Source organism: Roseivirga echinicomitans (assembly GCF_001592935.1).
Classification (GTDB): domain Bacteria; phylum Bacteroidota; class Bacteroidia; order Cytophagales; family Cyclobacteriaceae; genus Roseivirga; species Roseivirga echinicomitans.
This window is the reverse complement of sequence record NZ_LRDB01000001.1, coordinates 592,013-613,066: the sequence shown is the minus strand read 5'-3', so window position 1 is coordinate 613,066 and position 21,054 is coordinate 592,013. Positions and strand designations below refer to the sequence as shown.

14 protein-coding genes are annotated in these 21,054 nt (G+C 41.7%); 10 read left to right on the top strand and 4 right to left on the bottom strand.

All coding sequences use genetic code 11. The features are described 5' to 3' along the window. The first annotated feature begins 148 nt into the window (after positions 1-148). The 7 genes from AWN68_RS02625 to AWN68_RS02595 all read left to right on the top strand — a co-directional run bounded on the left by AWN68_RS02625 (position 149) and on the right by AWN68_RS02595 (position 10,845). Positions 149-5,173, top strand: coding sequence for a translocation/assembly module TamB domain-containing protein (locus tag AWN68_RS02625; RefSeq protein WP_157716042.1), 5,025 nt, complete (start codon positions 149-151; stop codon positions 5,171-5,173). After that, the gene (tamL, locus tag AWN68_RS02620) at positions 5,170-7,452 is read left to right on the top strand and encodes a translocation and assembly module lipoprotein TamL (protein WP_068411045.1); all 2,283 of its coding nucleotides are present in this window, start codon (positions 5,170-5,172) and stop codon (positions 7,450-7,452) included. Before AWN68_RS02625 ends, tamL begins: the two co-directional genes overlap by 4 nt. Positions 7,453-7,838: 386 nt before the next feature. Then, positions 7,839-8,405, top strand: a complete 567-nt coding sequence (locus tag AWN68_RS02615; RefSeq protein ID WP_068411040.1) for a DUF4287 domain-containing protein — start codon at positions 7,839-7,841, stop codon at positions 8,403-8,405. Then, entirely contained in the window at positions 8,405-8,800 is a 396-nt protein-coding gene (locus tag AWN68_RS02610) for a DUF1801 domain-containing protein (RefSeq protein ID WP_068411037.1), read from the top strand. Before AWN68_RS02615 ends, AWN68_RS02610 begins: the two co-directional genes overlap by 1 nt. A gap of 83 nt (positions 8,801-8,883) precedes the next feature. Next, positions 8,884-9,756, top strand: a complete 873-nt coding sequence (locus tag AWN68_RS02605) for a pirin family protein (protein WP_068411480.1) — start codon at positions 8,884-8,886, stop codon at positions 9,754-9,756. Between the two features lie 37 nt (positions 9,757-9,793). After that, positions 9,794-10,384 (top strand): hypothetical protein, encoded by a 591-nt coding sequence (locus AWN68_RS02600; RefSeq protein ID WP_062588868.1) that lies wholly within the window; start codon positions 9,794-9,796, stop codon positions 10,382-10,384. Between the two features lie 23 nt (positions 10,385-10,407). Then, positions 10,408-10,845: a hypothetical protein gene (locus tag AWN68_RS02595; protein ID WP_068411034.1), complete on the top strand. Its 438-nt coding sequence runs from the start codon at positions 10,408-10,410 to the stop codon at positions 10,843-10,845. Here AWN68_RS02595 and AWN68_RS02590 read toward each other — a convergent pair. Then, positions 10,842-13,268 carry an ATP-binding protein gene (locus AWN68_RS02590; RefSeq protein ID WP_068411030.1) on the bottom strand — a complete coding sequence of 809 codons (2,427 nt, stop codon included), beginning with the start codon at positions 13,266-13,268 and terminating at the stop codon, positions 10,842-10,844. The genes AWN68_RS02595 and AWN68_RS02590 overlap by 4 nt on opposite strands. A gap of 139 nt (positions 13,269-13,407) precedes the next feature. Further along, positions 13,408-14,331: a DUF4382 domain-containing protein gene (locus tag AWN68_RS02585; protein ID WP_084362732.1), complete on the bottom strand. Its 924-nt coding sequence runs from the start codon at positions 14,329-14,331 to the stop codon at positions 13,408-13,410. Positions 14,332-14,632: 301 nt separating this feature from the next. Between AWN68_RS02585 and mutS the strand changes: the two genes are divergently transcribed. Genes mutS through AWN68_RS19270 form a run of 3 tightly spaced genes read left to right on the top strand, consistent with a single transcriptional unit; the run spans position 14,633 to position 17,793 of the window. Beyond that, a complete protein-coding gene (gene mutS / locus AWN68_RS02580; protein ID WP_068411477.1) occupies positions 14,633-17,242 on the top strand; it encodes a DNA mismatch repair protein MutS in 2,610 nt (869 codons plus the stop codon). A gap of 30 nt (positions 17,243-17,272) precedes the next feature. Then, positions 17,273-17,503: an addiction module protein gene (locus AWN68_RS02575; RefSeq protein WP_068411024.1), complete on the top strand. Its 231-nt coding sequence runs from the start codon at positions 17,273-17,275 to the stop codon at positions 17,501-17,503. Further along, a complete protein-coding gene (locus tag AWN68_RS19270; protein ID WP_084362731.1) occupies positions 17,500-17,793 on the top strand; it encodes a type II toxin-antitoxin system RelE/ParE family toxin in 294 nt (97 codons plus the stop codon). The genes AWN68_RS02575 and AWN68_RS19270 overlap by 4 nt, the downstream gene beginning before the upstream one ends. A 3-nt stretch (positions 17,794-17,796) precedes the next feature. Here the strand turns inward: AWN68_RS19270 and AWN68_RS02570 are convergent, their stop codons facing one another. Both AWN68_RS02570 and AWN68_RS02565 read right to left on the bottom strand, forming a co-directional pair. Further along, the gene (locus AWN68_RS02570; RefSeq protein ID WP_068411021.1) at positions 17,797-19,284 is read right to left on the bottom strand and encodes a M28 family peptidase; all 1,488 of its coding nucleotides are present in this window, start codon (positions 19,282-19,284) and stop codon (positions 17,797-17,799) included. 1 nt (position 19,285) lies between these two features. Continuing rightward, positions 19,286-21,043 (bottom strand): M14 family metallopeptidase, encoded by a 1,758-nt coding sequence (locus AWN68_RS02565; protein WP_068411018.1) that lies wholly within the window; start codon positions 21,041-21,043, stop codon positions 19,286-19,288. Positions 21,044-21,054: the final 11 nt, after the last annotated feature.

The window sequence follows — 21,054 nt, the reverse complement described above, 5'->3', positions numbered from 1 at the left end:
TACTCACTCTTCAAATTCACTTTGAGCGAATAGTAATTTATTCCTGATGCTTCATAAACCAAAACCTCCTCCCGTGGTTAATTAAAAAGCATATTTCATCACCGCTATGGAGAATTATGGAGTTATTTGTACAGGATAAAAATTTACATTGAAGAGATTAATTAAGAATCGTTTTTTAAGAATACTGACCCGAGTCATCATCGGTGTGCTTATTTTTTTCGGTTTGCTGGTTCTGTTTATTCGAAGCCCATGGGGCCAGAATATAATTGTTAATAAGGCGGTAAGCTTTATCGCTGACAAAACAGGCACCGAAGTAAGCATCGATAGGCTGTACCTCACATTCTCGGGTAATCTCTATGTAGAGGGGCTTTATTTGGAAGACGAGCAGCAAGACACGCTTGTGTATTCTAAGGATTTAGAAGTGTCGGTGGCGCTACTTTCTTTAATCAAAGGCGATCGCATCAATGTGAAATCTGTTGACTGGGATGGTTTAAAAGCCAATATTCACCGACCCGCTTCCAGCGAAAATTTTAACTACAATTTCTTAATCGAGGCCTTTGCTTCTACCGATACTACGACAACCAACACTCCTCCTTCGGCCAGCCCTGAGATTGTGATTGGAAAGATAAGGCTCAGCAATTTTAACATTACCTATAATGATGAGCTGCTAGGCATGAAAGCCACCGCGCTTCTAGGTGAGCTCGATTTGGAAGTAGACGCCTTGGACCTAGAGCAAATGATCTATGAAATTGATGAACTCTCCATTGCCGATAGTCAGATTAAATGCGAACTCAGCAAAGCAACTGCGGTAGACACAGCCCAAACCAATAACAGCCAAACTGAAGATTCTGTCCTACCCACCCTTTCTGTTGGTGCGTTGGTGCTGAAAAATGTAAGCCTAGATTATAATGCAATTCCAGACCAAACTACCGCCAAACTCGAGATCGGGAATTTTCGGGTTGAACTGCCCATGGCCAATCTAAAGGAACAAAAAATTGTATTGGATGAACTGAGCTTAGACAACTCCAAAGTTTTTGTGAAGCAGCTGTCTAGTGGTGAGCAGCTAATTCAATCAGATTCTACTATATCATCCGAACCTATCGTTTTTGAATGGCCGAACTGGAATATAGAAGTCAATGAAATTTCGCTCAAGAAGAATCACATTACTTTTCAAACCACAGACAGTTTACCCGAAAACGGAGTTTTCAACCCCAATTGGCTAGAGATCAAAAATTTCAATTTTGACGCGGATGATATTGCATACCAGCCCGGCAAAGCGAGCATGTCCATCAATGGCTTTTCTTTTACCGAAAGAAGCGGACTTGCTCTTAAGAAACTGGCGTTTGATTTAAATGTAACTGACGGATCTCTTTCGATTGAATCGTTAGATTTTGCCACGCCAAAGAATATGCTTTCGGGTGACTTGAGTCTGAAATATGCCTCGTTGACGGACTTGATCAACACACCGGACGCAACTCAAATCACTGCCGATTTGGACAAATTTGAAATCGACTTACTCGAAGCGGCTGCTTTTAGTCCGGAGCTAGTTCAGAATGAATACCTTCAATCCTTATCCAAAAGGAAAATTACAGGGCGACTAAATATCAAGGGCAGCCTAACAGACCTACAAATTTCTGAGGCTTTGGTCAACTGGGGTAAGCAAACCACTATCAATATTGCTGGCCGAGTCACCAACCCAACAAACCCCGATCAGTTGAGGTTAGACCTGCCCACATTGAGCGCAAAAACAACAAGAGCCGATATTTCTCAAATCATAGATACCACAGGTTTAGTCTTGGGTTTACCAGAAAACATGGACTTAACTGGGACTTTCAAGGGCGGGCTGAATGATGCACAAACCAACCTCACACTTAAAACCACAAATGGAAATGTTGAGGTAAAAGGCCAATTCAGTCAAAACGAAACCATCACTTTTGACGGAGTGATTTCTGCAAAACAACTTCAGCTCAACCGATTGCTTCAGAATGAACAACTCGATACGCTCACGTTTACCGTGGATGTAAAAGGAAGCGGATCCAGCCTGAATGATTTAACGGCAGAACTAAAAACAAATTTTGAACGACTGAAATACAACGGCTACGATTTTTCAAACCTCGAATTGTCAGGTAAAATCACCAACGGAAGTGGCAATATCGATTTACGTTTTAAAGACGAAAATCTAGACATGGCAATGGAAACCAAGCTAGCGCTTGATTCTGTTGCGCCAAAAATCAATACAAATTTGACCGTAAAAGGGGCTGACCTTTACGCTTTAGGCTTGAGCCCACAAAACATAAAAACTGCATTTGTTTTAGACGCTAGCTTTGAAGGCAATGCTTCAAGTTTTGATTTAAAAACGGAACTGAATGATGGGGTGGCCATCTATAATCGCGAGGCTTACACATTCGGAAGCTTCAGTCTGGTAGCCAAGTCTGCTCCCGATACCTTGGGAGTAATTGTGAACAGCCAAGCCATTGATGCCAAAATCATGGGCAATAAAAGTCTTATGGAACTCCTTCCGCTATTGCAAAAGGAGTTCACACGCTACCTCGAAAACGGAGTAAATCTGGCAGCACCGGATTCCTTGAATACTGATGCGAGATTGAAAATGACCATGGTGGCGAGGCCATCTTCCATAGTTTCAGAAGTGTTTTTACAAGGCTTAGAACGCATGGATTCGATTGCTTTCAAATTTGATTTTGATGCGAAAACCAATAAGTTATCAGCAGAACTGATGGCGCCCTACATCAATTTTCAAGGGACAGAAATTGACAGCCTAGGGTTTAAAATAAATGGTAAAGACGATTATTTAGATTTCTTATTGGGCTGGTCTCAGGTCAGTTCTGGTCCAGTTACAATTGACAAAACCAAACTGCAAGGCAAGGTAGATGATGGCACAGTTACTTCCAGTTTCAACATCATCAGTAACCAAAAAACACTCATCAACATTAATTCTGAAATAAACCTAAAAGGCGATACCGTTCAGGTACACCTTATCCCCGATACTCTGATCTTTAATAGTGAACAATGGAATATTTTAGAACAAAACCGCTTCACGCTGGCCAGTAGTTACATCAACATCAATGGTTTTGAGCTTTCTAACGGAACACAAAAAGTTACGCTCAGCACCACATTACCCGGCCATGAACAGAATCACTTGGGTGCTGTTTTTAATGATTATCAGTTGACCACGATAACCAGCCTTTTCAATGCTGAAAAACCATTGGCTACTGGAATGCTCAATGGTGATATTATAGTGGAGAATCCTTTCAGTGGTTTTGGGGTAATTGCTGGGTTGAACATTTCAGATTTAGCCATTATGGAAGTGCCTTTTGGCCAACTGAAATTAGAAGCGCAAGCAGCAGGAGTTGAAAAATATCAGGTAGATCTTTCGTTGAAAGGTAACAATGCAGACCTCAATCTGACGGGCAATTACACGGCTTCGGCCACTGGTGGCGACTTGAATCTCAACCTCGACCTAAACGAATTAAAGATGTCGGCCATAGAGGCTTTTTCAAATAATAGTATTTCAGAATCGAAGGGTAGCCTTTCCGCAAAGGTAGATGTGTCCGGAAACGCCAACGATCCAAAGTATACTGGAACACTCAACTTTAGCCAAGTTGGCTTTTTGGTGAATGAATTGAACGCACGCTTTTCCATTGCCAATGAACAATTGAAAGTTGATAATTCGGGACTGTTTCTTGATAGCTTCACGATTACCGATGGCGACAATAACAGCTTTAATGTGGACGGGAAAATAATGACGGAAACCCTCACTAACCCAACTTTCGACCTAAAGGTAATGGCCAATAATTTCAGGGTAGTAAACTCCGCCAAAGAAGACAGCGATCTCTTTTATGGGCAGTTAAATGTAGGGGCAGACCTTACCATTACAGGCGACTTGAATATTCCAAAAGTCAGAGGAAGCATGAAAGTAATTGACGGTTCAGCGCTCACTTTTACCGTGCCTGAATCTCAGTTAGAACTGAAAGAACGTGACGGAGTAGTGCTGTTCGTCAACCGAGAAACCCCCGATGACATTTTAACAAAAGCGGATCAGAGCGAAGTTTCAGCCAGTGCGGCCTTAATTGCTGGCTACGATATAGAAACGATTATTACGATAGGTGATAATTCTGAATTCAATATCATTATCGATGAATCTACGGGAGATAATTTAAGGGTTGTGGGCGATGGCGACTTCAACCTAAGCATAGAACCCAACGGCAGAATTGGCCTTTCTGGAAAGTATGAGTTGAGCGGTGGACATTACGAAGCCAACCTTTTCAACCTTGTAAAACGCAGGTTCGAAATTGCTCCGGGTAGTACTATTTCCTGGGCGGGTGACCCCTACGATGCTGAACTTGATGTAAGCGCGATATACAGTATAAAGACATCAGTAGAGCCTTTGATGGCCACAAGAACCTCTGCCGAGGCTACTAACGCGGAAGCTTCTTATCAGCAAAGGCTTCCGTTCCAAGTATACATTAATGTGGATGGTGAACTGCTCACTCCTACCATCTCCTTCAACCTAGACTTACCTGAAGATGAGCGAAGCGCCCTAAGCGGAACCGTGTACAGTCAAGTTCAACAATTGAACAGTCAGGAAGAAGAACTGAACAAGCAGGTATTTTCATTGTTGGTATTAAATCGGTTCTTCCCAAGTTCTGGGAGTGACGGAAGTAGTGGCGGGCCGACTTCCATGGCTTTGGACAATGTAAACAATGTGCTTTCTGGCCAGCTCAATAATTATTCAGAAAAGGTTTTTGGCAATACGGGCATCGATGTCGGCTTTAACCTCAACAGTACTGCGGGCAACGATGATAATGGTGGTCAGTTACAAACCCAGCTTGGTATTACAGCAAAAAAAGAGTTTTTCAACGATCGCCTTATCGTTAAAGTGGGGAGCGAGGTAGATGTGGCGGGCAGCCAAAGTGCTTCGCAAGGCACTCCAATTATTGGAAATGTGAGCTTGGAATACTTATTGACACAGGACAAAAGATTACGTCTTCAAGGCTTTAGTAGAAACGAATACGAAGGGGTGATTGATGGCCAATTGACGGTTTCGGGTATTGCGCTGGTGTTTACCCGCGAGTTCAATAAATTCAAAGAACTTTTTGCCAAGCAGGTAAAAGAAGAAGTAGATAAAAAGGAAAAAGAGGATAACAATAAATGAGTTTTCGTCAGTCATCGGTTCGAATAATTTTTGCTTCACTCGCAGGCCTATTCTTGGTCAGCTCGTGTAGTGTTAGGCGCTTTATTCCTACAGACGAATACCTCTTAAAATCATCTAGCGTTACGGTGTCTGCTCCTGATTCTGTGAAAAACATCGGGGGGATTGAAGATGAATTAGAGGGGCTTTTACGGCCAGAACCTAATGCCAAGTTTTTAGGCATGCGAGTGGGTTTAAATGCCCACTATAAAGCACAAAGAGAAAAACCTGGTTTCCTGAATAAATACCTCAATAGAAAATTTGGGGAGAAACCTGTTTACTTATCGGATGTAGACTCTAGCCGCACCATGGACTTGATCTCCAACAGGCTAGAAAACAATGGCTTTTTCAATACCAAGGTGTCTTCTTTTACTACCACAAAAAAGAAACTGGCCAGCGTGAAATACAAAGTAGAGCTAGGGCAACCCTATACTTTGGCCAAGTATGAATTGGACTCCGCATCAGGCACAATTTACGAGGGCATTGCTCAGTCTTTAGAAGAAAGCCCCATCACCAAGGGTACCCGTTTTAGTTTGGACCTGATGAAGCAAGAGCGCGAAAGAATAGACACCTACTTAAAAGAGAGGGGTTACTATAATTTCAATGCAGACTTCCTGATTTTCGAAGCCGACACCAATCAATACAATAGCAGGCGTTTCAATCTGTTTTTAAGGTTGAAAAAAGAGGTGCCAAAAAAATCACTGCTGCCTTATAAACTCAACAAGGTTTATGTTAATCCAGACTACTCCTTAAATAATATAGCCTCTAAAGAGGATGCATACAGCATAAACGGAATCAACTTTATTCAGGAGCCTGAATTCTTTAAGCCGAAACGGATGACTCCTTACATTCTGTTTAAGGAGGGTCAACCTTATAACCCAAAAATCTCTCGACTCACCAGTAGCAGGCTGTCTTCTATAGGGGCTTATAAGTTTGTAAATATTCGATACGAACCAGCTTTTGATGAAGTTAGCGATCAAGATACTTTAGGCCTTGATGCCAATATATACCTCTCTCCATTAAAAAAGCGATCTATCCGAGCGGAGCTCAAAGCAGTCACTAAATCGAATGGTTTTGCAGGTCCTGCCTTGGCCATGGTATACAGTAATCGTAACCTTTTTAGAGGCGGAGAAACGCTCAACCTTTCGGGTAATTTTAGCTACGAAGTGCAATTGGGATCTGGAGAAGCAGAAGGCTTAAGCAGTACACAAATTGGTTTTGAAACTGGGCTCGTGATACCTCGTTTGCTCATTCCTTTTAATGTAAAGGACACGCTACTTTATGCCGTACCGAAAACGAACATCAAGTTTGGTTTTGACTTATTCAAACGCAGTGACCTCTATAACCTCAATGCCCTGAATACTAGTTTTGGTTATGGCTGGCGAAATAATCAAGCCATATATCATGAGTTCAACCCCATCAGTGTGAACTATGTCAACACGTCCAATATCACTCCTGAATTTCAAACGATTTTAGACCAAAATCCATTCCTGCAAAGTAGTTTTCAAGAACAGCTGATCACTGGGTCTACCTATAGCTTTATTTATAATCAGCTTACTGAAGGCAAAAAAAGAAACCCTATTCTGCTGGTGACCAACTTTGAGTTTGCTGGAAATGCTTTGGACTGGGTAAGCAAAGATACAGATGGAGACGGGCAAGAAACGCTGTTCGGAATTGCTTATGCGCAATTTTTCAAGGCTGATTTAAACTTTGTGTACAACTACCGACTGAGCAGTAAACAAACCCTAGTCGGACGAATTTTTGGTGGATATGGCCTGCCTTATGGCAACTCCGAAACGCTTCCTTTCTCTAGGCAATTCTTCTCTGGCGGTCCTTCCAGCGTAAGGGCATTCAGAACCAGATCGCTTGGGCCAGGCTCTTATAATCCTACCGATGCAGATCAAGGCTCCTTCTTCGATAGGTCGGGGGATATTCGTTTAGAAGCTAATCTTGAATACCGTTTCCCGATCTACTCTTTCTTAAAAGGTGCACTCTTTGTCGATGCAGGTAATGTTTGGCTCAATAATGAAAATGCTGCCTTGCCTGGCGGAAAGTTCAGTTCCGATTTTATTAAAGAATTGGGCATTGGCTATGGCGCTGGGTTGAGAGTAGACATTCAGAACTTTGTGATCCGATTCGATTTGGCCAGCCCTTTCAGCAAACCCTATTTACCTGTCGGCCAACGCACAGGCTTCGACCTCTCTGAAATACTCTTCAACTTTGGTATTGGCTATCCTTTTTAACAGTTTAGTCAAGAATGGCCATTGTATCCGCTTATGCCTCATGCCCCCCATCTGACCTTCGGTACCGATGGGCTTACCGTCAGTACCGCAGGTCGGGCGGGAGATTTTAGAAATGATCTGCGAACACTCCTCCTTAGGGAAGGAGGTTGGGAGGATTGATTATTAGTATATGTAAAATTGTAATTCTAATCCCCCTACCCCCTTTTCAAAAAAGGGGGAACTGCTCCAGTGCCAACTTTTGCTACTGCACTTTTAGTCACAAATGAAATATACGTTTTCGTATATATACAAATCTGTATCCCTGGTTGTATAAATTAAGCTTCCTCAAAACCCCAATCTTTTGTATGTTTAAAATGTAAATAGTTACGTTTTTTAAAACCAACCCTATGGCTACTCCTGAAGAAATGGCGCAAACCATGATCAATAACCTTCCCGAAAAAACAGGAAAATCTATCACCGAATGGAAGGCTTTGCTAACCACTTCTGGGCTACAGAAACACGGTGTAATCATAAAACTGCTTAAAGGAGAATATGGCGTAACTCATGGTTTTGCCAACCTGATTGCACAGCTCTACCTTAAGCCTGACTTGCTCGAAAACAAAGTGACCGAGAATCCAGATGAGGATTTGCTGGCAGGAAAAGAGGCCATTACAGAAGTGTATAAAAAAGCCAAAGCCCTTTTTGAAAACGTAAATGGCGAAGTAGAATTTGCGTATAAGAAAACCTATATCAGTCTTCGGACACCGAAAAAGCAGTTTGCTTTATTACAGCCCAGCACCAAAACGAGGGTAGATATTGGCCTCAATTTAAAAGGCGTTGAGCCAACAGGAATCGTGGCAGCGGCAGGCAGTTGGAACAGCATGGTCACCCACAGAATCAAACTTTCTTCGGTGGAAGAAGTGGATGCCTCTTTGGCCACTTGGGTACAAAAAGCCTATGATGCCAATAGCTAATGAATAAGTTTCAGCCTGTCGACTTTCAGGATTTAGATGACCTTTTTGCCTTTCTTCCTGAGCATGAACTCAAAATCGTTGAGGCCTTAAGAGGCTTGGTCTATGAGTGTATTCCTCAAGTAAAAGAGAAGCTCTCTTACAATGTGCCGTTTTTTCGCCTACGCAAAACCGTTTGCTTTATCTGGCCCGGAGCTGTGCCTTGGGGTGGAACTTTCGAAGGCGTTCAATTCGGTTTTACCCATGGCCATTTGCTCACCGATGAAACTGGGTATTTAGATGCTGGAAAAAGAAAGTATGTCCGCACCAAAACTTTCAAGTCTTTAAAAGAAATTGACTTCGACCAATTGAGAATCTTGCTTTTTGAAGCCGCAGAAATTGACGCCCAGAAAAGGTAATTAGAAACAATTTTTTAAGGAAGGTGAGACAGAATCAACCGGCATTGATTAAACTTATAGTCGGAACCCAAAAACAGCAAGCCATGTCGAACCAAGGTTTAATTATTGAAGAACGCAGCCGAGATATTGGCGATTTTATAGTCGGCCGACTGATTCCTTTTAGGAAAAAGCGCATGGTTGGTCCCTTTATTTTTATCGATCACATGGGGCCAGTAACGATTAAGCCAGGTCATTATATGGACGTTGGGCAGCATCCGCACATTGGCCTTTCTACCCTCACTTATTTATTGGAAGGCGAAATTACTCACCGCGATACCTTGGGCACTGAGCAATTGGTCACTCCGGGTTCTGTAGGTTGGATGACGGCTGGAAAAGGAATTGTGCATACCGAACGCACGCCCCAAAACAGACGAGACGGCAGCGAATTCACCGCCCACGGCTATCAAATCTGGGTCGCCCTTCCGAAAGAGCTAGAATTTATGGAACCGCAGTTTTCTTATACTCCCAAAGAGGATTTGCCTACTTGGGAAGAAAATGGATTGCAATTTAAGCTGGTGGCTGGCCAAGGTTTTGGACATCAATCGCCTGTGCCCGTTCATTCCGAATTGTTTATGGTGGAAGTAAAATCTACTGCGGAAGCCCTACTAAATATTGATGGGCAGCTTTCAGGGGAAATAGGAATTTGTATTGTGGAAGGACATATTATGGCTTGCGATGAGCGTGTAAACAAAGGCAATATGTTGGTGTCGAAAGAAGAAGATCTTTGCAAAATTACGCTGGGAGAAAACACACATTTATTGATTTTTGGTGGGCAGCCTTTTCCAGAAGAAAGGCACATCTATTGGAATTTTGTAGCCTCAGAAAAAGCCACACTTGAAGCCGCCAAAGAACGCTGGAAGGCCAAAGCCTTTGACATGGTACCCGGTGAAACGGGTTATATTCCGTTACCGGGTTAAGAAATATTACGTTTATCCCCTTATAAATTTAAACCCTATGTTCGAAGCCAAAGTAAAAGGAAAATCTGACCAAGAGCTGGAAGATATTGTCAACCACCCGAAAGATTATCAACCCGAATTTCTAAGCGCAGCAATAGAAGAAATTAAAAGTAGAGGGGTTAAAATTGACACTTCGAAAACTGAATTCGTTATAGCTGAAGAACAGCAAGCCAAGGTTGATTCAGCCCAAAGATGGAAGACTCCTGAAAACCTTCATCCAACGATACGGCTGGCTTCAAACCTTATATTCGCTTCTTTAATCCTTTGGATAATCCGTACATTCTTCGCTCAATCATCTGTCAATATAAATGGGCTTTCTGATGATGGACTATTTAGTGGTCTCGTTGTTATTGCTTTAGCATACGCCATTAGGCTAGGTATCTCATGGATAAGGGTAGTTTTACTCGTTTTTATGATCTTTGGCCTTCTTTTAGAAGTTTTTTTTGTGCCTTTCTACATTGACCATGCTCCAATTGCTGGTGTTTTAGAACTCTTACAAACACTAGTTCAAGTGTACGCTTTGGTTCTTCTTTTCCAAAAACCAGCAAGACAGTGGTACAAAGAGAATCAAGGTTCGTTTTCAAGTTAGACCGTTTATCTCGATATTAAAATATGCCCACTTACGACTCCCTTATTTCACGACTTCAGGAAAAGCTCCAAGATGAAAAGCACTTGACCTGCCATAAAATACTAAGGCAGTTTATTCATCTTTTTGAGCAATTAAAAACGCGTGAAATTCCGATTGAAGAACTTGGTGAGCCGATAGATAGACTTGACCGTTTTCTAGAAATTGAACCCTTGCGTTTTGGGCAACTAAGAACACTCAAGGGTAATATTCATAGTGTATTGAAGAAGAAATTCGAAATACTACCTCCGCATTTCTATAGAGGTCAATGGATGTCATTAGGAATGGTGATTTTTGGAATACCATTGGGAACCGCATTAGGCAATATTGGTTTTATGGCAATCGGTATTCCCATTGGACTCGCCATTGGTGTTGCCAAAGACAAAAAGGCCCTACAAGAAGGTAAAACACTCACAGATATTTAGCCCTTCAACGCGGCTGTAATTCCATTGTAAATTGTTTCTATTTCAGCAATACGAATGCTGAGTTCATCAAAGGTTTCTTTATCGGCTTTGGCTTGTAATGCTTCTAAAGCTTTTACTAAATCTGTAGCACTGAGGTGACGCGCAGGTGGAAGCATTTTATGCGCTTCATTTTTAAGGCTCTCTCTTATTTTAAGCTGAATCGCCTTCTTCAAATTCTCAATACTTCTTGCAGAGCTCGACTTAAAAATATCGACCATTTCTTTTACAAAGTCGTCATCTCCCATTTCGCTCAAACCAGAAAGGTCGAACTTTGCCACTTCGGTAACAATTTCAGCAGCCGGTGATTTCTTCATTTTAGTTTTCATGGTTTCCACACGAATCATTTCTAACAATGCATTTTCGTCAAATGGCTTTCTCAATATTCGGTCAAATCCTGAGGCCAAGCTCTCCTTCATTTCTTGTTCGGAAACGGTAGCGGTAAGCGCTATCATTGGTATCCTGTGATTTTTCCCTTTTCCTTCTCTCACTTTTTTCACCACCTCTAAACCACTAAGGCCCGGCATTTTTACATCTAAAATGGCAATGTCAAACACTTGAGACTGAAGGGCAGCAAGCGCTTCGGTTCCATCTTTCGTCTGCACCAGCTTTATGTCATGGCTCTTAAAAATGGTTTCTAAAAGTTTTAGGTTGAAAGGCTCGTCATCGGCCACTAAAACTGAAATCCCCGATAGGTGGATTAGATTTTCATCTTTCTCTTTAACATCTTCTTTCAACCTTTCACCAAGGGTAAATGGCAAAATCAGAATCATTTCTGTGCCTTTGCCGGGTTCGCTTTCAATTAAAAATTCTCCTTCGTGTAGTTTCACCAACATAGCAGAAATGGCTAAACCAAGTCCTGTACCTTTGGCTTCATCGGCCACTGTGGCTTGTTCAAATTCTTCGAAAATTTTGACCTGCTTGTCTTTTGGAATTCCCACGCCACTATCCTTCACCGCTATTCGCAAACTTACCTGGTCTCCCGAGTTAAATTGAACTGAAGCACTGAGTTCAACATAACCCTTTTCGGTAAACTTGATGGCGTTGTGCAGAAGGTTCAGAATAATTTGGCGCAATCGGTGTTCATCGCCTAACACAAAATTAGGAATGCCATCAAAAGACGTTTTCAGTTTCAAACCCTTCTCATCGGCCATTTCCTCAAAAATACGCATGGTATCATTGAGTAATAATTTGAGGTCGAAGGCTTCTTGTTTTAGTTTTACCTTATTGGCGTGAAGTTTAGAAAAATCAAGAATGTCATTCAATAAATGAAGCAGGTGATCGGAAGAGCTTTTAATAATTTGTAGCTGCTCTTTTTGCTCTCCAGGCTGGGCATTTTTTAATAGTTGACTGGTAAAGCCTGAAATGGCATTCATTGGCGTACGAATTTCATGGCTCATATTGGCCAAGAATTTCTCTTTGGCTTCGGCCAGTTCTTCTGCATTCTTTTTGGCTTCACGAAGCAGGGCTTGGTGCTTTCTGTTTCTACCTACATAATTCAACTGGCTGATAAGTGTGATCAACAAAAGGGCACTGGACAACGCTGAAAAAATTACCACTTCTCGGTTGGTATCGCTCGCCAAATCTTGAATTCCTTTTACGTGATCTCTGCCCTCTTCAAGTTCTCGTGATTCAATTGTGTTAATTACATCAATAATTTTATTCTGAAATACCTGCGATTCCTTTTCAAGCGTAGAAAGCTGAAAGCGTAGGTCAGACCCTTTTTCCATGCTTTCTTCTTTCGCTTTGGCTAATTCTGACATAATTTCGGTTTGGAGTTTCTCTGATTGCGTTAGCGCTACAGTGGTATCTGCTTTTATTCTGTTCTCTTTCTTTTTTAAAGCATTAGTAACAATCCTTCCAGTCTTTTTAAAGAAGCCGATCTTTTCAGGGGTGATGGTATCCGCTTCGGCCAATAACTGAGGCATTCTTTCAATTTTCTGCGTTAAATCTTCCAAAGTGTTTTCAAGCAAATCCGAATTAATGGCTGTCAACTTGGTCTGTACTTTCGCGCGCTCCTTGATCAAATCAGAAAGCGAATCACAAAGTTGAATCATTTCATCCCTCTCAAAATAGTTTGTCTTTAGTGAGTCAATCAGGTATTGGCTGTTGTCTAAAGAGGCATTAAAATTTCGGATATAGTCTGACTTAGGGTTATTTCGATAAGCATCAATTTGTGTTTCCATTTCATTCACAAAGAAGGATACATCCTTCAAGATCAATAAATTATAGTTCTGCTCTGCGTTTTGCTGCAGCTCACTTACCATATTGTCCAGTCTTTGATAGGCTTTATATCCCGCCACCGAAATAATAATGGTAAGCACGATCAAAGCCAAGTTTACCAACCAGGCCCAAGTATGTCTATTATTGAGTTTGAAACGGGTCATCTATCGCCTAACGTGAAAAAAATAAAATATTGAAAATTACTTTCTCAATATACGCTAGATAACTATTCAGTCGACCATATGTTTAACTCAAAAAAAAGCACCCAACTGAATTATTCAGTGGGCGCCCTTCGGTAATCAATTATTGAAATAAGTTAATAAGTAAGTTGGTGACTACTCTCGCTTCTACTTCAATAACTGAGGTGGTTTCTCCGTCTATTGAAACTTCAACCTTAGTAGCAGAGTCAAACTCTAATCCACCTAGTAATTGATCTTCCTTATAAGTAGCCACAATAAGCTCATAATCTCCTTCTGGCATAAAGGCCAAAGTAAAATTACCGTTTAGGTTACTTGCTACAGCACTGTTAATTGAATTCTCAAATCTTGAATTTCCCTCTGTTGGTTCATTCATTTCAGAATCATCAAAAGTACCTTCTAAGTAAGCATATACTACTACCTTATCAGCGTCTTGCATATTGTCTTCATCCACAACTCCTTTAATCATACCTGCGGTAGATTTAGCAATCAATCTAGCAGTTGGTCTTAAATTAAACTCACCGTTTCCTTTTTTAACAAGGGCTTTTCTCAAGTCTACATCAAGTACAAGTTCAGTCATACTGTTGGCCATTACATCAAAGTCACCCATAATTTTGTAACCTGAAGTTGATCCACTTGGCACATCGATTTCATCGGTAGAACCATTGACATATTTCACATAGGCTTGATTAGATGAAGTCAGGATTAAACGAATTTCGTCATAAGCACCTGCTTCCAATTCAGCTGTACCTAAAATATAGGTCTCACCATTTTGATAATCCATTAGGTTAAACTCTTTCGGAGACTCAAACATGATCGAATTCTGTACTTGCCCATTGGCAATAAATTGTGCTTCGTCTACTGACAAGAAAACGCCAGTTATATTCTCTGCATCCACTGCAGCATCTGTTGCCTCCAGTCTAGCGGTTCCCGTTCCGTCAAGTTCATTTGAATTGTCGTCATCGCAACTAGTAAACATTAATGTTGGAATGATTAGTAGTGTTGCGGCTAATGATTTTAGATATTTCATAACTTTCAGTTTTTGTTTAGAATTTTACTGATAACCATAAGGCGAACTTGATGCCGTTCGTGCCAAAACCCATTAACTGGCCTATTTTAGGCTTTTCAGAAAATTCAACCCCTAGATTTTTATCACTTTGAAAAAAGCGCTGTCATTTTGAAAAAGGAATGGCCCAAACTATATTTTTCGTTGATATTCCTCGGCCTAAGGAGTAAATGAACCCTACTATTTCCAGACTTTTATAAATAGGAAATTGAAAGCGCAGTGGATTTTTCTATTTTTGAAGAAGCACAAAATTCAAATTCAATTTATGGCGAAGGCAAAGGCAGAAGTGAAGGAAACCCCGTTGATGAAGCAATACAATGCCATCAAAGCCAAACACCCTGGGGCGCTATTGCTTTTTAGGGTGGGTGATTTCTATGAAACCTTTGGCGAAGACGCCATTAGGGCCAGTAAGGTGCTTGATATTGTGCTCACCAAACGCGCCAATGGTTCTGCCAGTCACATTGAACTGGCTGGTTTCCCCCATCACTCCTTAGATAACTACCTGCCAAAATTGGTACGTGCTGGCAATCGTGTTGCTATTTGCGATCAGCTTGAAGACCCGAAATCGGTAAAAGGAATTGTGAAACGCGGTGTGACTGAATTGGTAACTCCTGGCCTTTCCTTTAATGATAATGTGCTGGACAAAAAGCGAAACAACTATTTGGCTTCGCTCTTCTTCGACAAAGACCAAGTGGGTATTTCCTTCCTTGATCTTTCTACGGGTGAATTCTTAACTGCCCAAGGCTCTAAAGAATATATAGACAAACTAGTACAGAGCTTAAACCCTTCGGAATTCATTTTCTGTAAATCGAATCGAGAGATTTTCTACGATCGTTTTAAAGAATCGCATAACACCTATCATTTAGATGACTGGGTATTTGCCTACGATTACACTTATGAAAAACTGACCAGCCACTTTGAAACCGCCAACCTAAAGGGTTTCGGTATTGAAAGTCTTGGTTTGGGCATTGTTGCTTCAGGCGCAATTCTTCATTATTTGGAAGAAACCGAACATAAGGAAGTAAAACACATTGCTTCCATCAGCAGAATTGAAGAAGACAAATACGTTTGGCTCGATAAATTCACCATCCGAAACCTAGAATTGGTTTACCCTCAACAAGAAGGTGGCGTGCCGTTAATTAACATTCTTGATCACACCCATACCCCCATGGGCAGCCGTTTGATGAAACGCTGGATGGTGCTTCCGTTAAAGGAAAAAAGCAGAATTGAAGAGCGCCTTTCAATTGTTGATGCCTTTGCAGAAAACACAGAACTACGAGATCAGATTTCAATTCACCTCAAGCAGATAGGTGATTTGGAGCGTTTGATTTCTAAAGTAGCGGTGGGCAGAATTAATCCACGCGAGATGAACCAACTGCGAAAAGCCTTGGAAAACATCCGTCCAATTCAAGGATATGCCGCCAATGCCTCACACAAATCGCTGCAAGCCCTTGCTGACCAAATGAACCCTTGCGATAAACTGCTCGAACGCATTCAAGAGCAGTTGAAAGAAGAAGCGCCTATGTTGGTGCATCAGGGTAATTTTGTACAAGATGGCGTGGACGAAGAGCTGGATGAACTTCGGAAAATATCGCATTCCGGAAAAGATTATTTGCTTCAAATTCAGCAAAGAGAAACAGAACGCACCGGCATTACCTCTTTGAAAATTGCCTACAATAGAGTTTTCGGTTACTATTTGGAAGTCACCAATTTGCACAAAGACAAAGTGCCTGCAGAATGGATCAGGAAGCAAACTTTGGTCAATGCAGAGCGCTACATTACCGAAGAACTGAAAACCTACGAAGACAAAATCTTAACAGCCGAAGATAAGATTCAAGCCATTGAGCAGCAGATTTTTCTCGATTTGGTTTCGTTCGCAGCCGAGTACACCGCCCAAGTACAGCAAAATGCCAAGGTGGTGGGTATGTTAGACTGCTTGATCTCTTTCGCCACTGTAGCCGAAATAAACCATTACTGCCGTCCGCAAATCAATGACAAAATGATCATTGATATTCAGGAAGGCCGCCATCCTGTGATTGAAAAGCAATTGCCTGTGGGCGAAAGCTATGTGCCGAACGATGTTTTTCTGGACGATCATACGCACCAAATTCTGATCATTACTGGCCCCAATATGGCGGGTAAGTCTGCGCTCTTGCGTCAAACTGCCTTGATCGTATTGATGGCGCAAATGGGTTGCTATGTGCCGGCCAAAGCCGCTATTCTGGGCATTACCGATAAAGTATTTACGAGAGTGGGTGCCAGCGATAACCTGTCCAAAGGTGAATCTACTTTTATGGTAGAGATGACTGAAACAGCAAGTATACTTAACAATTTGAGCGATCGAAGCTTGGTGCTGATGGACGAAATTGGCCGAGGCACCAGTACTTATGATGGGATTTCCATTGCTTGGTCGATTGTGGAGTACTTGCACAACCACGACAAGTTCAAACCAAAAACACTCTTTGCTACCCATTACCATGAACTAAATCAGTTGCAAGAAGATTTCCCTGCCATTAAGAACTTCAATGTTTCGGTGAAGGAAGTGGGCAACAAGGTGATTTTTATGCGCAAGCTCAAAGAAGGCGGCAGCGAACACAGCTTTGGTATTCATGTGGCACAAATGGCAGGGATGCCAAACCCTGTCGTGATTCGTGCTGCGGAAATCATGCACCACTTGGAGAAGGACAAAATCCGCAATCAAACGGACGACAAGATGAAAGACCTGCCAAAGAACAACTTTCAGTTGAACCTCTTTGAAGCTGATCCTACTTTCATGGAAATCAAAGAAATTCTAGACAGCCTAGACATCAACACCATTTCTCCAGTAGAAGCATTGCTCAAACTGAATGAGATTAAAGGCAAGTTGAAGAAGTAGATTTTCGTTATTTTTGATAAAAAGACCCATATGAGCAGCGCAGATATCAGGGAGAGATTACACGACTTTATCAACAAGGCAGATGACAAAGCACTTGAAGCGCTGTATTCAATTGTACAGTCTGGTATTGACGAATCTGATTATACCCTGAGTAAAGAACATAAAGCTCTTCTTGAAGAAAGACTTGAAGAACATGAAAAGTACCCAAACTCTGGTTCAAGTTGGGAAGAAGTTAAAGATCGAATCAAGCGAAAGCTGTGAGCTACTCCGTCATTATAAAACCACAGACGGAAAACGATATTACCGAAGCCGCCCTTTGGTATGAATTCAAAAGATCAGGTTTAGGAGCAAGGTTTTTAATATCCCTCGATCATAAGTTGACACTAATCCAAAAACGTCCCTACCTCTTTCAAGAGCGGTATAAAAACGTTCGATTTGCCCTAATAAAACAATATCCTTTTGCCATCCACTATTTCATTGATGACAAAAGGATATTTGTAATAGCTGTTCTCAGTACAAGTCGAAATCCAAAAATTTGGGAGACTCGTTAACTGCTAATCCTTTCCGTAAAGTGCTTTTCCTATTTCGTAGTATTTATCGCTTTCTATCCAAAAAGGAGTTTCATCAGCATTTCCGATAAGGCGCGAAGCCAATACGTAACTGCTGAAAAACTTAAATAGATAATCATAATCTACGGTTTCTGGATTGTCGCCTGCTTTGTGGTAGTACTTGGTTACATCGCCATCGAAAGAGCGGAAGCCCAAGCTATAAGTCGGTGCTGGAATTCCTTTTCGGGCAAAACTCACATTATCCGATCGATCGAAAAGCCCTTGCTCACCCGCAGGATCATCAATGGCAGTAAGGCCATAAGCCGTGTTTGCATCTTTTATCAATTGCGGCACTACGGTAAATCTTTCTAAGCCTACGACTGTAGAAATGGTGGTGTCATTATAACCAGCGTTGTCACTATTCCAGCAAAACACAATTTCGTTCAAGGGAATAATTGGGTTATCAGCCATCCAACGACTTCCGATCAGACCTTTCTCTTCACCTGTGTAAAGCACGAAAAGCGCAGATCTTCTCATTGGGTACTTGCCAATGTTTTCAGCCGCAGAAAGCACCGTTACCGTTCCAATTGCATTGTCACGAGTACCGTTGTAAATAGAGTCACCTGTTTCGTCTGGTCTTCCAATTCCTACGTGATCGTAGTGTGCAGAGAACATAATGAACTCGTCCTTCAATTCAGGGTCAGTGCCTTCAATCATGGCCAAGACATTTTTGTCTTTGGTCAGCTCATTGATCATTCCTTTGATTTCAATATTCGCCCTTTTGATGCTGCGCGTCATCATGAACTTCTGGGTAGAGTTGTCTGCATCCTTCAACCAAAGCTGAGGAATGATTCTTCCTTCATCACCATCAGGATCGATACTCAGGCTAGTGCTTCTGAAACGAGCACCTACCTGTTCAAATGAAGTAGGAAGGTTATAGAATTCTACGATTCCAGCTGCTCCATTTTCTAAAGCCAATTGGTATTTCTGACGACTGAACTGAAGAATTTGACGTGTGTCAGTAGCTTCTCCATCGCCAATTTTAGCGAATACGATTTTGCCTTCTACGTCCTTGTCGTCATAATCGGCTGCCAATGCGTAATTGAGGAATACGATTTCGCCTTCCACTTTTTCGCTTTGACCTTCGAGCACCAATAGGTTTGTACCCAATTCGAAATTCTTACCAGAGAAATCTAAAGTAGCAGACGCTGCTGGGCTTTTCTTTCTTAAAGGCACCGACTGGAAATAACCATCAGCACCTGGCACAGGCTTCGCTCCATATGCTTTCAACTGATCAGCGATATAATCTGCAGCAATTAAAATTTCTGGTGAGCCCGTATCACGGCCTTTCATTTCATCAGAAGCCAAATAGTAAATGTGCTCCTTAATGGTTTCTTGATTTACCGTAGCATCGGTTTTTTCTTTGTCCGTAAGAGGGCTACAAGCGGTACCAACAAATAGCAACAAGCCTGAAAATAGGAGGGTCTTTTTCATATTATTTCAATTCAAAATATTTGAAAACAGGGTATTCTACAGCTTTTTGGTCAATACCGCTTTTCTGGAAATGCTCATCAAAGAAGTTCCAAGTCACTAAGCCGTCATCTGATTCCGGCTCTAACATATAAAAAATTAGGTTGGCCAAAGGCTGAGCCAAGTCTACCCAGTAATCGCCCTTACCAAATTTCTTGGTTGCGCTTTCATAGGCTCCTTCAATGGTGGCCATGTTGTGCTTTTCGAAAGGTCTTTGCCCTAATTCTAACTTGGTGGCTTTATATACCTGACCTGTTGCTCTTACATTCTTTTCAAGCTTGGTCACTTTAACACCATTCTTCATAAGGTGCTCAGCAATGTTAGCAAACTCGGCCGGAATAATGTAGCCCTTTGGTAAAATGGCAGTTACTGTTGGAGTAAAAGCACTGTAGTTAACTACATCTGGTAACTCTACTATTTCTGGCTTTCTTACATAACGTGTACCTGGTCGGTTGCCTTCGGTTTCATCATAAGCCACATAATTATAGGCTCTATATGCAGGAATCTTTTTATCCAAAGCAGTCATTTCGAATCTTACTCCTTTGCTTACTTTTCCACCTTGCTCTTTTACCAACTGAATGGCTGCCGCTTCTGCTTGCGCATTTACCTTCAACATTTCCTTCCCGTTCTTATTGGTGAACTCAAGGATTTCTCTGACAAAAGCATGGGTAGAATTGATACGTTGATATAAACGCTCATGAGCAAAAGCTTCACTCAAAATCGCCATTCTGTTCCTTAAACCGAATTGGTTCACCAAGTAGCGTGGGTGGTGATTATAAGTAGTAATGGACTTAATTGGCCATCCCTCTCTTTGTGGATAGAAATAGCCATACGGGCCGAGGTATACATCATCTTTCTTCTTTACTTGCGTGGTTACCTCAGGAAGAATTCTATCCCAGGTAAAATCGTAAGGTGCTTTTTCACCAGCGGTGTGGTAGCTAGGTGCCCAAGTAAGTGAATAGCCATGCCAAACGCCATTGGTGGTGTGCAGGTCTACAAAAAGTGTAGGATCCCAAGGCACGATAATGTTTTGAATAAGTCCGTTAGTCTCTAAAGCTTCTTGCTTAATACCGTCACGGTTCAAGTCCCAACCTTGGCTGGCCTCTCTAATTCCGACTTCCTTCGGGCTGTCTTCTTGCGAAGGTCTACGGCCTGCCTCCATTTTGTCGTTGGAGTCAGTATTGTAAATAGGCGCAAAAAGGATGATTTGGTTGTCCAAAAGATAGCCTTTGTCTCCGTGAAGGATTTCGCGAAGCATTACCTGCACCGCTTCTTTTCCCTCTACTTCACCCGAGTGAATATTTCCTTGGATATAAATGATCGGTTTGCCGCTGGCTTTTGCTTCGGCTGGCGTGCTCACTTTTGGGTTGGACAAAACCAACACAGGAATGTCTTTTCCTTCCAAACTAGTGCCCATCGAAATACGGCTTACTTTGTTGGTTCCTTTGCTTACGGCATCTATAAAAGCCATTACATCGGCATAGGTAGAAGTCTTCTCGTAATTCGAAAGTTCTGGAGTGGTTAGAAATGATTTAGGTAGGTCTTGCGCAGTTACTGAAATGGCAAAACAACTTAAGATCAATAGATAAAAAAGTCTCATAATTATCATTTTAGGGTCGGTGAAATTACCAAAAACAAGCTCATGTTTTACATTTTCAAAATCCTTTTGTTTCCCTTTTATATAGGCGGTACTGCCTTTAATCGTATCCTTTTCTAATTTCAATTGACCAATTT